At 72.9% G+C, this 13,407-nt stretch carries 12 protein-coding genes; 5 read left to right on the top strand and 7 right to left on the bottom strand.

Translation table 11 applies throughout. From position 1 onward, the window contains the following. Nucleotides 1-115: 115 nt before the first annotated feature. The 5 genes from FF36_RS10520 to FF36_RS10500 all read right to left on the bottom strand — a co-directional run bounded on the left by FF36_RS10520 (nucleotide 116) and on the right by FF36_RS10500 (nucleotide 5,257). A complete protein-coding gene (locus tag FF36_RS10520; protein ID WP_044884828.1) occupies nucleotides 116-1,327 on the bottom strand; it encodes a phosphotransferase family protein in 1,212 nt (403 codons plus the stop codon). Next, entirely contained in the window at nucleotides 1,324-2,232 is a 909-nt protein-coding gene (locus FF36_RS10515) for an enoyl-CoA hydratase (RefSeq protein WP_063870381.1), read from the bottom strand. The genes FF36_RS10520 and FF36_RS10515 overlap by 4 nt, the downstream gene beginning before the upstream one ends. Nucleotides 2,233-2,281: 49 nt before the next feature. Further along, nucleotides 2,282-3,112 (bottom strand): enoyl-CoA hydratase-related protein, encoded by an 831-nt coding sequence (locus FF36_RS10510; RefSeq protein ID WP_044884827.1) that lies wholly within the window; start codon nucleotides 3,110-3,112, stop codon nucleotides 2,282-2,284. Between the two features lie 331 nt (nucleotides 3,113-3,443). Then, nucleotides 3,444-4,253, bottom strand: coding sequence for an SDR family NAD(P)-dependent oxidoreductase (locus FF36_RS10505; RefSeq protein WP_044884826.1), 810 nt, complete (start codon nucleotides 4,251-4,253; stop codon nucleotides 3,444-3,446). Next, the gene (locus FF36_RS10500; RefSeq protein WP_044884825.1) at nucleotides 4,250-5,257 is read right to left on the bottom strand and encodes a TIGR03617 family F420-dependent LLM class oxidoreductase; all 1,008 of its coding nucleotides are present in this window, start codon (nucleotides 5,255-5,257) and stop codon (nucleotides 4,250-4,252) included. The genes FF36_RS10505 and FF36_RS10500 overlap by 4 nt, the downstream gene beginning before the upstream one ends. A 905-nt stretch (nucleotides 5,258-6,162) precedes the next feature. Between FF36_RS10500 and FF36_RS10495 the strand changes: the two genes are divergently transcribed. Beyond that, the gene (locus FF36_RS10495) at nucleotides 6,163-6,837 is read left to right on the top strand and encodes a nuclear transport factor 2 family protein (protein ID WP_044884824.1); all 675 of its coding nucleotides are present in this window, start codon (nucleotides 6,163-6,165) and stop codon (nucleotides 6,835-6,837) included. A 95-nt stretch (nucleotides 6,838-6,932) separates the two neighbouring features. Here the strand turns inward: FF36_RS10495 and FF36_RS10490 are convergent, their stop codons facing one another. After that, a complete protein-coding gene (locus FF36_RS10490; protein ID WP_044884823.1) occupies nucleotides 6,933-7,886 on the bottom strand; it encodes an aldo/keto reductase in 954 nt (317 codons plus the stop codon). A 439-nt stretch (nucleotides 7,887-8,325) separates the two neighbouring features. Between FF36_RS10490 and FF36_RS10485 the strand changes: the two genes are divergently transcribed. Continuing rightward, nucleotides 8,326-9,087 (top strand): 3-hydroxyacyl-CoA dehydrogenase, encoded by a 762-nt coding sequence (locus FF36_RS10485; RefSeq protein ID WP_044884822.1) that lies wholly within the window; start codon nucleotides 8,326-8,328, stop codon nucleotides 9,085-9,087. 116 nt (nucleotides 9,088-9,203) lie between these two features. On the opposite strand, the gene FF36_RS10480 is transcribed toward FF36_RS10485, so the two are convergent. After that, nucleotides 9,204-10,337 (bottom strand): acyltransferase family protein, encoded by a 1,134-nt coding sequence (locus FF36_RS10480; RefSeq protein WP_242422424.1) that lies wholly within the window; start codon nucleotides 10,335-10,337, stop codon nucleotides 9,204-9,206. Between the two features lie 458 nt (nucleotides 10,338-10,795). Here FF36_RS10480 and FF36_RS10475 point away from each other — a divergent pair, with 458 nt between their 5' ends. From FF36_RS10475 to FF36_RS10465, 3 genes are all read left to right on the top strand, one after another. Next, entirely contained in the window at nucleotides 10,796-11,401 is a 606-nt protein-coding gene (locus FF36_RS10475; protein WP_044884897.1) for a PaaI family thioesterase, read from the top strand. Between the two features lie 88 nt (nucleotides 11,402-11,489). Then, a complete protein-coding gene (locus FF36_RS10470; protein ID WP_236705370.1) occupies nucleotides 11,490-12,095 on the top strand; it encodes a PaaI family thioesterase in 606 nt (201 codons plus the stop codon). A 165-nt stretch (nucleotides 12,096-12,260) separates the two neighbouring features. Beyond that, complete coding sequence (locus tag FF36_RS10465; protein ID WP_082121814.1) at nucleotides 12,261-13,382, top strand: PP2C family protein-serine/threonine phosphatase; 1,122 nt, start codon at nucleotides 12,261-12,263, stop codon at nucleotides 13,380-13,382. Nucleotides 13,383-13,407 lie beyond the last annotated feature (25 nt).

The following is a 13,407-nucleotide window of genomic DNA, read 5'->3' as shown; positions in this document are numbered from 1 at the left end:
GGTGCGCCAGGACGGCCGGGGCCAGGCGCGGCGGGGCAGGCCCCGGGCGGCTCAGGTGCAAGGCAGGTCAGGTGCAAGGCGGCTCAGGTGCAAGGCAGGTCAGGTGCAAGGCGGCTCAGGTGCGGGTGGCGGTGAGGTCCGCAGTCCAGCCGAGCACGGCGTCGGCGATCCGCGCGAACCCGGCGTAGCGCGGGCCGGCCACCGGATCGTCGGCGAAGCGCCGGTGGAGCTGCATCCAGGCGATCGCCAGCCGCAGCCGGGCCAGCGCCAGGTGGAAGCCGAGGTCGGCCGGCGGTCGGCCCGCCGCGGCGAAGTAGGCCGCGGCGACCTGCTCGCGCCGCGGGAAGCCGGGTTCGAGCGAGGGCACCTGGCGCAGCTCGTGCAGGGCCGGTGGGTCATCCGGCTCGATCCAGTAGGACAGCAGCACCGCCAGGTCGAACAGGGGGTCGCCGCGGGTCGCCATGTCCCAGTCGAGGACGGCGACCGGGGCGAGGGTCACCGGGTCGACGAGCATGTTGTCGAACTTGAGGTCGCAGTGGATCAGCCGCACCTCGCCCGCCGGCACGTCGGCGACGGCGTCGCGCAGCCAGCCGATCACCGCCGTGGCGGCGGCCGGCAGGCCCTCGGGGTACACCGCGGCCGCCCGCCGCGCCCAGCCCTCCACCTGCCGGCCGAGGAACCCCCCGGGCCGACCGAGCTCCCCAAGCCCGACCGACGCCGGGTCCAGGGCATGCAGGGCGGCCATCGCCGCCAGCAGGGTCGCGGTCAGCCGCCCGGGGACCGAGCCGGCGCCGGGCGGGCCGAGCCCATCGGGCCGCACAGGCGACGCGGGCCGCACAGGCGACGCGGGCGGTCGGGACGACGCGGGCGGCATGGACGGCTCGGACGGCATGGACGGCATGGACGGCATGGGCGGCATGGGCGGCTCGGCCGCGGCGAGCGCGGGCGGCACGGTGGCGCCGACGGTGACGCCGTCGCGGTACTCCAGCAACTGGAACTGGGCGCCGAGGACGCCGGTGTCGGTGCAGAAGTGCACCCCGCGCGGGGCGAGCGGGTAGCCCGCGCCGAGCTGGCGCAGCACCCGCCACTCGCGCGCCATGTCGTTGGCGCCCTCCGCCGACGGCCCGGGCGGCGGGCAGCGCAGCACGGTTGGGCTGCCGTCCACGGACACCAGGTAGTTGAGGTTCGCCAGGCCGCCGGCGAACTGCCGGGGGGCGACGTCGGTGTCCAGGTGCAGCCCGTGGCGGGCCAGCTCGGCGGCGACCCGGTCCCAGGGCTGGGCGACGGTGGCCTCGGGTGGGCGGAACCGCGGGTCGGCGTCGGTCACCCCGCGTCTCCCGAGCCGAACGCGGCGGGGGTGGCGGACGCGGCGGGGGTGGCGGAGGTGGCGGAGGTGGCGGAGGTGCCGTCCGCGGCGGGGGTGGCGGCGAGCTGGCCCCGGTTCCCGGCGACGATGCCGGCGCGGCGACCGGCGACGCCGCCGGCGTCGAAGCCGCGGTCCAGCCACGCGGCGGCGGCGCGCGACTCGGCGGCCAGCGCGTCGGCGGTGCCCAGCGCCGCGATGGCCCGCGCGGAGGCGAGGAACGCCACCCGGGTCGCCGGGTCCGACGCACGGATGCGCTGGCCGAGGCGGTGGGCGGCGGGCAGCAGGTCGTCGTGCGGGACGACCTCACTGACCAGACCCGCGTCCCGGGCGGCCACCGGGTCGAGGAATTCTCCGGACAGGCTCATCCGCAGCGCCCGACGCTCGCCGACCGCCCGCGCAAGAAGGACACTCATTCCCCAGCTCGGCAGGACGCCGACCCGGGTATGGGTGTCGGCGAACGCCGCCTTCTCCGAGGCGATGAGGATGTCGCAGTGCAGCGCCAGCTCGAAGCCGCCGGTGATCGCCGGGCCGTTGATCGCGCCGATCAGCGGCTTGCCGGTCGGCTCCCAGGGCAGACCGGGCGGCAGGCCGCCGTCGCCCGGGCGGGTCAGGGCCATGCGCAGGTTCTCGCCGCTGCCAGCGACCTCGCCGAGGTCGAGGCCGGCGCAGAACGCCGGATCGGCGCCGGTGAGGACGATGACGTCGACCGCGTCGTCGGCGTCCGCCGCGGCGAGCGCCGCCCGCAGGGCGCGGATCAGCCGGGCGGTCAGGGCGTTGCGCGCCTTCGGCCGGTGCAGGGTGAGGACGGCGGCCCCGTCCACCCGCTCGACCAGGAGATCATCGGTACCGGGATCGGCGTCGACCATGACGGCTCCTCGTTCGGAAGGGTTCGGATGTCGGGCGACGACGCGCCGGTCACAGCGGGGGAACCGCCGGCAGGTCCGGGTAGTCGGGGGCGCGCCCGCCCGCGCGCCCGCGCAGCGCCTCGGCGACCTCCTCGGCCTGGAAGGCCCCGGTCTGCCAGGTCGCGATCTGGTCGAGCCCGGCAGCGACGCCGTGGTCGCGGGCGTAGAGCAGGCTCTCCTTGCTGCCCCACACCGCCAGCGGGCTGCGTTCGGCGATCTCGGCGGCGACGGTGCGGACTCCCGCGAGCAGCGCGTCGTGGTCGGCGAACACCTCGTTGACGAGGCCGAGCTCGCGGGCCCGCGCGGCCGGCAGGCGCCGTCCGGTGTAGGCCAGTTCCCGGGCCACCCCGGCCGGGATGAGGGTCGGCAGGCGCTGCAGGGTGCCCAGGTCGGCGGTGATGCCGATGTTGGTCTCCTGGACGACGAAGAAGGCGTCGGCGGTGGCGTACCGCAGGTCGCAGGCGGTGATCAGGTCGAGGCCGCCGCCGAGGCAGCCGCCCTGCACGGCCGCGAGCACCGGCATCCGGGCCCGCTCCAGCGCGGTGAAGGCGTCCTGCATCCGGGCGATCAGCCGCTTGCGGCCGGCGTTGGCGCGCGCCGGGTCGCCGCCGGGCAGCAGGTCGGTGTGCTCGAAGGAGGACAGGTCCATCCCGGCGCAGAAGTGCCGGCCGGTCGAGGAGATGATCAGCGCCCGCACGTCACCGGCGTCGCTGAGCCGCGCGACGGCGTCGGGGAACTCCCGCCAGAACTCCGGCAACAGGGTGTTGAGCGCGGCCGGCCGGTTGAGCACGAGCTGGGCGACCCGACCGGCGACGTCGACCTCGAAGCAGCGGTGGCCCACGGCAGACTCCTTCTCTGTGCAGCACAGCTCCTCGGCGGTCCGACAACGACCAGCCCTCGGGTCTCCCGACCCCAGTCCCGATAAGAGTAAACTAAGTACACTAACTTGGCGACAACCGCCGGGGGTTCGCGCGGGCCCGTCGACCTGCCGTGGCCGGCCCGCGCGGGTCCACGGTCGACCGACTCCGGGGGCGCGGCGAGCGGGCACGACCGCCCTGCCGTGAGGTGGCCGATACCGGCGGCCGCGTCCCCGGGCCACCCGCCCCCCCCGGCGGAGATGTGCCGCGGGGGGCGAGCGGGGTCGGGGCCCGGTGGGTCGGGGCCCGGTGTGGTCAGGACAGGATGTAGCCGCCGTCGACAACGATCTGCTCGCCGGTCTGGTAGCGGGACGCCTCCGAGGCCAGGTAGACGGCGATGCCGCCCAGGTCCGCGGGGGTGCCCCAGCGCCGGCCCAGCAGCCGCGGCAGCGAGCGGGCGGCGAACTTCTCGTCGTCGAGCAGGTCGTCGGCCAGGGCGGTGCGGATGTAGCCGGGCAGAATCGCGTTGACCCGGATGCCGTCGCGGCCCAGCTCCACCGCGCAGCTTCGGACCAGGCCGGACAGCGCCGCCTTCGCCGTGCCGTACGCCTGGGTCCGCGCGAAGCCCCGGTTGGTCCCGATGATGCTCGACACCGCGACGAGGCTGCCACCCGCGCCGGCGGCGACCATGTGCCGCGCCGCGGTGCGGAAGGTGAGGAACACCCCGTCCAGATTGATCCGCAGGACCTGGTGCCACTGGTCAAGGGTCAGGTCCGTGAAGCGCATCGGCTCCCCGCCGATACCGGCGTTCGCGAAGCAGGAGTCGATCCGCCCGAACGCGCCCACCGCCTGCTCGAACGCGTCGATGACCTGCGCCTCGTCGCCGACATCGCAACGCAGCGCGAGCACCTTGCCGCCGTGGGCGGCAAGGGTCTGCTCCGCGGCGGCGTTCTTGCGCTCGTTCGTACCGAGAACGACGACGTCCGCCCCGGCGGCGGCCAGCGCCTCGGCGATGCCGAGGCCGATCCCACCGTTGCCCCCGGTGACGAGCGAGACCCGACCTCGCAGGTCGAAGGATGCGACGGCCGCCTCGGCGGGACGGTCCGTCGTGGCCGGCTGGCTCATCGTGTCGCGTCGAGCAGCAGCGGCCACAGCGCCGGGTCGGCCTTCCAGGTGTCGTAGAAGGCCGTCCGGGTGTAGATGCCGCTGATCTTCGCGATGAGGCCCTTGCCGACCTCCGCCGGCGTGCCGACGACCGAGAAGGTGTGCAGGATCTCGTCGGTGATGAGGTCGGCCATGCCGTCCCACTCGCCGCGCTTGGACAGGTTGGTCAGCTCCGGCTGCAGGTCGCCCCAGCCGTGCACGTCGAGGACGGCCTTGTAGGCCGGGGTGGAGGCGTAGAAGGCGATCTGCTTCTTGGTCCCGAAGACCGCCGCCGCCAGCTCCTCCTCGGTGCGCCCGACCGTCACGAACGACGGCCCGGCGATCGCGAAACCATCCAGATCGGCCTTGCCGGCCTTGGCCCGCCCGCGCAGCAGCGCCGGGACGGTGACCTCCTCCAGGTACTTCTTCGTGCTGAACGGGTGGACGAAGAAGCCGTCGGCCACCTCGCCGGCGACCTCGGTCATGCCCTCGCCGACGCCGGCGAGGTACACCGGCGGCGGGCCGTAGGGGTGCGGCGACGGCGCGAAGAACGGCGTCATGAGGGTGTGGGTGTAGAAGTCGCCGCGGAAGGCGAGCTTGGTGCCGTTCTGCCAGGCGTCCCAGATCGCCCGGGTGGCCAGGACCAGCTCGCGCATCCGGGCGGCCGGGTGCGACCAGGTCATCGAGAACCGCTTCTCGATGTGCGGCTTGATCTGCGAGCCCAGGCCCAGGATGAACCGGCCCTCGCTGTACTGGGCCAGGTCGTAGCCGAGGTAGGCCAGCGTCATCGGAGTCCGCGCGAAGGCGATCGCGATCGACGTGCCGACGCTCGCGGTCGAGGTCGCGTTGGTCGCCTGCAGCGTCTGCAGGAACGGGTCGTGGCGGGTCTCCCCCACCCAGATGCCGGCGTAGCCCTCCTTCTCGATGCGCGCCGCGCCCGCCGGCGTCGCCGCGAGGTCGTCCGACAGGTTTGCGTCGATCTTCATCCGCTCTCCTCCTGATGGCGGGGCCTGTCGACGACCGCCGCGCCCGTCTCATCATGCCGCCAGGCGCCGGCAGATGACCTGCCGACGTAGTTAACAAAGTATTCTTTGATGATGCCGGGCCGCGGCGCGACGCGCACACCCCCGGCCCACCGCGGCGATCGATACGGACAGCATCCGGACGATTCCGGGAGGTGCCTCCGACTCGGGAACCATGCGCCGCACCGCCAGGCCGATCGCGACCGCCTCGCCCGACGATCCTCAGCCCCTAGAAGGTTGACATAGTTTACTAGGTATTCGATGACGAGTGCCACGTGGCCGTGAGGCGCGGCGTCATCGACCGTCGGCGAGGATGTGGACGGGGGCGGACCGCCCGGCCGGGGCGGGCCGGACCGCCTCCCGACAGGGGCCGGACCGCCTCCCGACAGGGGCCGGACCGCCTCCCGGCGGGGGGCCAGCCGGCCCGCCGCGGCACCCGCAACCACGCCGCATTACCTGATTCGCGGGTAGGACGAAGGTGCCACCGTGGGCGACCTTCGACACGCGCGGTGCCCGTCTGGTTCTGCATCGGCGCGGCCGGACGCTGCCCGGCGCACTGTCCGCGGATGGCGACATAGCCGCCTGAGCAGGGAATATGCCAGACATCAAGAGCGGATCTCGGTGAACCGCCCGGCGAAGCACGGGATGCTAGCCCGCACCTGGATTACCGCGGGTAGCTGCCCCCGACCGGACTTTCGCCCCTATTACTGGCCACTCATCCATAAATGTAGGATGTTCATGTCGATCAGTCATCGACGCCCAGGCCGGGGCGATTACCGGCCTCAATCTTCTCCGCAGAGTGGCCGCGAGATGTCCGCGCGGCCACAGATCCCATAATTCCGCGGTTCCGACAATCGGAGGACGACGGCGTGACCGACAACGCCGCGGCGGCTCAGCCGCTGCACGTGCAGGGTCGAGATGCGGTGATCGCCGCCTCGCAGGGCGTGACCTGGCGCGACGGGGAGCCCCCGGACTACCACCTGTCTCACCAGACCATGCCGGCGGAACGCACCGTGCACCACGAGCCCGGTTCGCTCGCCGACATCGTGGAGCGGGTCGTCCAGGTCTTCGAGATGGAGCTGTCCCACAAGAAGAACCCGTCCGAGTGGGTCAGCATGGTCGCCGACAAGGTCAAGGTCAGCGTCAACGGCGGGCCCAAGGTGGGCAGCGCCGAGCTGGCCGAGCGGGGCAGCTACAACGTCCTGATCGGGGAGAACCCGTACTACTCGGCCAACGAAGAGTCCTTCGAATCGTCGCACCACGTGTTTCACGAGGCATTCCCCGGTGGCTTCTTCTGGGAGGTCCTGGAAGTTTACTCACCGCCGCCCGTGATCACCTTCAAGTGGCGACACTGGGGTACCTTCAGCGGCCCCTACAAGGGAGTCGAGCCCACCGGCGAGCGCATTGAGATGTACGGCGTGACGGTGGCCCATGTGACCGACGACCTGCGCCTCACCGATACCCAGCACTTCTACGACAACACCGATTTCCTGGGCCAGCTCGCCCGCGGTCAGCTCGCGCCCAACCCGCACGCCCACCAGTAGGAACCGCACTACCGGCCCCGGCCGGGCGCCGGCGACGGCGTTCTACCCGCGGGCGGATCAGTCGGCGGCGCCGCCGCGTGCGGCGGCGCCGCCGATCATTGCCGTGGACCGGCCCCGCGCCCCGCCGGGGCGCCGGCACCGGCGGTGGTGGAGGAGTCTGCGCTGGTGGAGGAGTCGGCGGCGGTCGCGGCGCCGATTGCGGCGACCTCGTCGTCGGTGAGCTCCACCCAGGCGGCGTCGACGTTGGCGTCGAGATGGCGAATCTTCGACGTGCCGGGGATCGGCAGCAGCACCGGGGAACGACGCAGCAGCCAGGCGAGCGCGACCTGCGCGGCGATCGCGTCGTGCGCGGCGGCGATGGTGTCGAGCACCGTGCCGAGGCGCGCGCCGACCAGCACCGGCGCCCACGGCAGGAACGCGAGTCCGTCGCGCTCGCAGACGGCCAGCACCGCCTCCGCCGTGCGGTCCCCGGCGTTGTAGCGGTTCTGGACGCTGACCACCTCGCCGAGCGAGCGGGCGAGCGCGAGCTGCTCGGGCGTCACGTTCGACACGCCGATGTGGCGGACCTTCCCCTCCCGCTGGAGGTCGAGGAAGGCCCCGACGGTGTCCTCGTAGGGCACCTGCGGGTCGGGGACGTGTACCTGGTAAAGATCGATGGCCTCGACCCGCAGCCGGCGCAGGCTCTTGTCGCACTCGGCCCGGATGTGCTCGGGGCGGCCCAGCGGCGGCAGGCTCGTCGCCCCCGGGGCGACCTTTCCCGGCCGGAAGCCCGCCTTCGTGGTGATGAGCAGGTCGTCGGGATAGGGGTGCAGTGCCTCGGCGATGATCTCCTCGGACTCGCCGTAGCCGTAGATGTTGGCGGTGTCGATGAGGTTGACGCCGCGCTCGTACACCCGGCGGGTGAGCGCGACGGCCTCCGCGCGGTCGCGGACCCCCTCGGCGTTGCGGGCGCCGGAGATCCGCATCGCGCCGAAGCCGAGGCGGCGCACGGTGTGGCCGGCCAGGGGGAAGGTGCCGGTCGTGGTGTCGTCGAGGGTGCGGTGTGCCATGTCTCGATCACAAGCCTTTCGCTGGCGGGATGGTGGCGGATCCCGGGGCTGTTCGCCCGACAGCGGCATCAAACGAGGCGATGTGGGACCGTACGTCAGGTGGTCGACGGTCCGTTCGCCAGCCCGCGCGGCCCGTCCGGGACGGCGTGTCGGCGGGTGCCGCCGCGGCCGTGGGGCGATCCGTCGCGGCGCGCCGCGACGGATCGATGACCACGGTGCACACCCCGCCATTAGAGCACTAAGTTAACTACCAGAACGCGGATTCCGGCCCGCCCACCCGGCCGGCCGCCCTCCGGGGCAACCGCAGCCGAAGCAATACAGTTTACTGTTTATACTTTTAGTCGGTCCCTTCGTCGCGAGTCCCACCTGCCGACGATCGGGCCGCCGCACCAGCTGGCCTGGCCGGCCCCGGGCCACCGTCCTTCCGAGAGGAACTCACGTGCAGATCGCGGATTCAGTCGCAGTGGTGACCGGCGGGGCGTCCGGCCTCGGCCTCGCCACCGCCACCCGGCTCGTCGACGCCGGCGCGAGCGTCGTCCTGCTCGACCTCCCGAGCTCCAACGGCGCCGCGGTCGCGGAGAAGTTCGGCAGCGCCGTGCGCTTCAGCCCCGGCGACGTCACCTCGCCCGCGGACGTCACCGCCGCGTTGGACGCGGCCGCCGAGCTCGGCCCGCTGCGGATCGCCGTCAACTGCGCGGGCATCGGCAACGCCGCCAAGACGCTGGGCAAGCAGGGGCCGTTCCCGCTCGACCTCTTCGAGCGGGTCGTGCGGGTGAACCTGATCGGCTCGTTCAATGTCATCCGGCTCGCGGCGGAGCGGATCAGCCAGGTTGAGGAGATCGAGGGCGAGCGCGGCGTCATCATCAACACCGCGTCGGTGGCGGCGTTCGACGGTCAGATCGGCCAGGCGGCCTACTCCGCCTCCAAGGGCGGCATCGTCGGCATGACCCTGCCGATCGCCCGCGACCTGGCCAACCTGAAGATCCGCGTGGTCACCATCGCCCCCGGCCTGTTCGACACCCCGCTGCTCGCCTCCCTGCCGGAGCCGGCCCGCATCTCCCTCGGCCAGCAGGTGCCGCACCCCTCCCGGCTGGGCTCTCCCGACGAGTACGGACTGCTCGCCACCCAGATCATCGTCAACCCGATGCTCAACGGCGAGACGATCCGCCTCGACGGCGCGATCCGGATGGCACCCAAGTAAATCGGCGCACCCCGCAGATCGGCGACCCCGGCGCGGCACGTCCATGACGGCGACCCGCGCCGGGAACCGCCGGCCGCACGAACATCCAGGTTCGTTCTAAGTTCGTCTAGATCCGTCTAGGTTGCCTGCCCCGGGGCGGGGACAGCCTGGCCGGGACTGCGCTGGGCGGGGACCGCAGGGCTCGCCGCCCAACTCGGCCGCCGCCGCTGCGCCGGGCGTTCGACCAGGTAGTAGGAGCCGGCGGCGAGCGCCGTGCTCAACACGATCGCGATCAGGACCTGCGGCAGGCTGCCCACCCGGTCGCCGAGCCTGTCCCGGACGGTGCCGGCGACCGGGAAGTGCCACAGGTAGAACGCGTAAGAAATCCGGCCGAACCAGGCCATCGGCGCGCTGCCGAGCACGACCGCGAGCGGCGCGTCGCGGCGCCGGTCGATGGAGCAGATGACCAGCCCGGCGAGCAGCGCGACACCGGTGAAGCCACCCAGGTCCATCGCGGTGATCCCGTCTCCGGGCTCGGGAGCGGTGACGGCGAGCACCACCAGGGCAGCCAGCGCCACCGGCCCGCCCACCGCCAGCAGCGTCCCGGACGAGGCACGCAGGCGGGCGGCGAGACCGGCCATCCGTACCGCGCCGGCGAACCGCCGCAGCCGGGTGCCCCGTGCACCCGCCGACGTGGGTAGCTTCGCGCCGGCCCAGCCCCAGGCGGCGAGACCGGCTCCCACCAGCAGCGCATCGGCCCGGGTGTCCAGGCCGAAGTAGATCCGGGGGTCGCCCACCCCGGCGGCGATGAGGATCTCCCGCCAGGCGAACACGGCGACGGCCGCGGCCCCGAGGATCGCCGGCAGCCGCCGCCGCGCCGCCGGGCGCCGGCACAGCAGGACCAGCACCGCGGGCCAGATCAGGTAGAACTGCTCCTCCAGCGACAGCGACCAGGTGTGGCCGAACCACGCGCCGCCGGAGTCCGGCCGGAACACCCGGTAGTAGTTGTTGACGTAGAGCAGCGAGGTGAGCGCGTTGTCGAGGAAGTCCCACTGGTCCGCACGGGTCTTCACCGCGACGACGAGCACTGCCCCGACCGCGACGAAGACCCCGAACGCCGGCAGCAGCCGGAAGGCCCGCCGCACGTAGAACCGACCCAGCGAGACGGCGCCGGTGCGGTCCCGCTCGGCCAGCAGCAGGCCGGTGATGAGGAAACCGCTGAGCACGAGGAACACGTCGACGCCGAGGTAGCCGCCGGACAGGGCGTTCATGTGGAAGCAGAGCACCGCGAGGACCGCGAGCGCCCGCAGCCCGTCGAGCGCCGGGTTGTACCCCACGGCCGCCCGCGGGACGCGGCGCCGACCGAATCCCCCATCGGCTTCGCCGACCGCCGGACCGACGCCGACGGATTCAGACGTCATTCTCCCNCCCCCACGACAGAACGATCTGGTTCGCGCGGGGCCCGCCGACACGGGGCGCCACGCCGACACGTCCACATCCGGGCAGCTCACTCGGCCCTGTGCTACGCGACACCTGCGGACTCTAGTGCGACGTCGCCACGGAACGTGGACGGCTCGGACGGAACACGTCCGAAGGGCCCGGGCAGGCTCCCGCAGCCGTGCTGTGCCGGACATCTCGCCCCGAGTGCGGGCATCGGGCGTCCAGGCAGGCAAAAGTGGAACGGAAGGTCGTGCCGCGGGGCGCGCGGCCCGACGACGGGAGGGACACGGTGGCAGACGGGAGAGATGCCGGCGGCGCCGAGAAGTCGGCCGCGGAGCACCGCGAGTTCGTCGACCTCATCGAGGCGCTGCGCGCGGCCCAGGACACGATCACCGGCGCCAGCCCGCCCGAGGACGTCGCCCGCAAGGCCCGGGAGGGGCTGGAGGAGGTGATCCGGTTGCTCGCTCCGTTCACCGTGAGCGAGGCCGAGCAGCTCGCCGGCTACCTGATCACCGAGCCCGGCCACGCCCAGGCGCTCGCGCCGGTGCTCCACGTCGACGAGAGCAGCACCGAGCATGTCCGGGGCCGCCTGGTGCTCGGGCGTTACTACCTGGGCGGCAACGGCGCCGCGCACGGCGGCAGCATCCCGCTGTTCTTCGACGACGTGCTGGGCCGGCTGGCGAACGACGGCGGGCGGGGCACCTCCCGCACCGCCTACCTGCACGTCAACTATCGCAAGATCACGCCGGTCGGCCCCGAGCTGCTCGTCGAGGCCCACGTCGACCGGGTGGAGGGTCGCAAGCGCTTCGTGGTCGGGACGATCCACGACCCCGAGGGCGACCTCACCGTCGACGCCGAGGGACTGTTCATCGCGTTGCGCCCCGGCCAGCCCTGATCGCCCTCGCGACCGGGCCGGCGGGACGGACACCGACAACGACAACGACAGCGAGCCCTCGCGGGCGGCCCGAGGATTGGAGGAAGCGGTGGCAAGGGCGGGACATGCCTGGGGCCATGACGTGTCGCCCGCGGAGCACCCCGAGTTCGTCGGGCTGATCGAGGCGCTGCGCGCGGCGCAGGAGACGATCACCGGCGCCCGGCCACCGGAGGACGTCGCCCGCACGGCCCGGGAGAACCTGGCGGAGATCACCCGGCTGCTCACCCCGTTCACCGTGGGCGAGTCCGAGCAGCTCACCGGCCAGATGCGCGGCATTCCGGGCCGGGCGCAGGCACTGGCGCCGGCCTTCCACGTCGACGTCGAGGGCGACGGCCGGATAGCGGGCCGGGTCGTGTTCGGTCGCTTCTACCTGGGCGGCAACGGCGCGGCGCACGGTGGCAGCCTCCCGCTGCTGTTCGACGAGGTGCTCGGCCGGCTGGCGAACACCGGCGGTCGCAGCCCCTCCCGGACCGCCTACCTGCACGTCAACTACCGCAAGATCACCCCTGTCGGCCCGGAGTTGCGGGTGGAAGCCCACTTCGACCGGGAGGAAGGCCGCAAGCGTTACCTCGTCGGGACGATCCGCGATCCCGAGGGCGACGTCACCGCGGACGCCGAGGGACTGTTCGTCGCGTTGCGCCCCGGCCAGCCCTGACCGCCCCCGCTCGCCGCGTTCACCCCGGCTGAGCTGGGATTCTGCTTCAGCCCCACAGCGAGGGGGTAGTTGAGGCAGCATGAGGCTCGACCGCGACACGTGGCCCCCTCACCTGCTCGGCCCAGGTTGGATGCGGCCCGTCCTCGGGCTCGGCGGTGCCCCACGTTGACGGCACTGTCATCTCGGCCGGGGCGTTGGTTCACCGCACTGCTGCCACTGCTCATGTTGGCCGGGGTCGCCGCGTTGGAACTGAGCAACCGGGAGTGGACCGTCCTGGAACTGGCGGTGCTGAGCCCGATGCTCGCCGCCACGTTCGGTGGCCCTCGGTTGACCGCGCTGTACGGGGTGCTGGCGATCGGCGTGGGCGTCATGCTCGGCATTTACGATCATCTGTTCGGCCAGAGCGATGGCGGCCCGACCGCCCAGGCGGTACGCCTGGGCGGGGTTGCCGTGGGCGGTGTGCTGGCAGTGCTGGTCAGCCGGTACAACACCCGGCGGGAGACGAAACTGCAGAACGTCACCCGGGTGGCGGAGGTGGCCCAGCAGTCGATCCTCGCCGCGGTGCCGCGCTCGTCCGGGGGCCTGCACTTCGCGGTGCGCTACGAGAGCGCCGCGGCCGAGGCGCGGATCGGCGGGGATCTGTACGAGGTCGTCGACACCGCGTGGGGCACCCGCCTGCTCGTCGGCGACGTGCGCGGCAAGGGCCTCGACGCGGTGCGCATCGCCAGCCGGGTGCTCGGCTGCTTCCGGTTCGTCGGCCGGGCCGCGGACAACCTGCCCGCGGTGCTGGCGGGTCTGAACGCCGAGGTCGCCGAGGTCTGCGAGCTCGACGACTTCGTCACCGCGGTGGTCGGGCAGATCGACGGCCGGCGGCTGTGGCTGGCCAACGCGGGCCATCCCGATCCGGTGTTGGTGCGCGCCGGGCGGGCGAGCCTGCTCTGCGTCCCCACCCGGCTGCCGCCGTTGGGCCTGCTCGCCGATGCCACGGGCGCCATCGGGGGCGCCACCGAGAACACTGTCGAGGTCACGCTGCGGCCCGGGGATCGTCTGCTGCTCTACACCGACGGCATCACCGAGGCCCGCGACCCGACGACTGGCCGCTTCTTCCCGCTGCTGCCCGCGGCGCAGGCGGCGCTGTCCCGCGGCACGCTGGAGGAGTCCGTCGCCGACCTGGTGGACCGGGTGCGGGCGTGGAGCCGCTCGACCCTGAACGACGACGTGGCCCTGCTCGCCGCCGAACTGCCCCGCCCGGCGGGCCGGCAGCGCCGCGGCCCGCCGGGTGGCTGAACCTCCGCCGGGTGGCTGATCCCCG

The organism is Frankia torreyi, from assembly GCF_000948395.1.
Taxonomy (GTDB): Bacteria; Actinomycetota; Actinomycetes; order Frankiales; family Frankiaceae; genus Frankia; species Frankia torreyi.
This window is presented reverse-complemented; position numbering and strand designations above follow the sequence as displayed.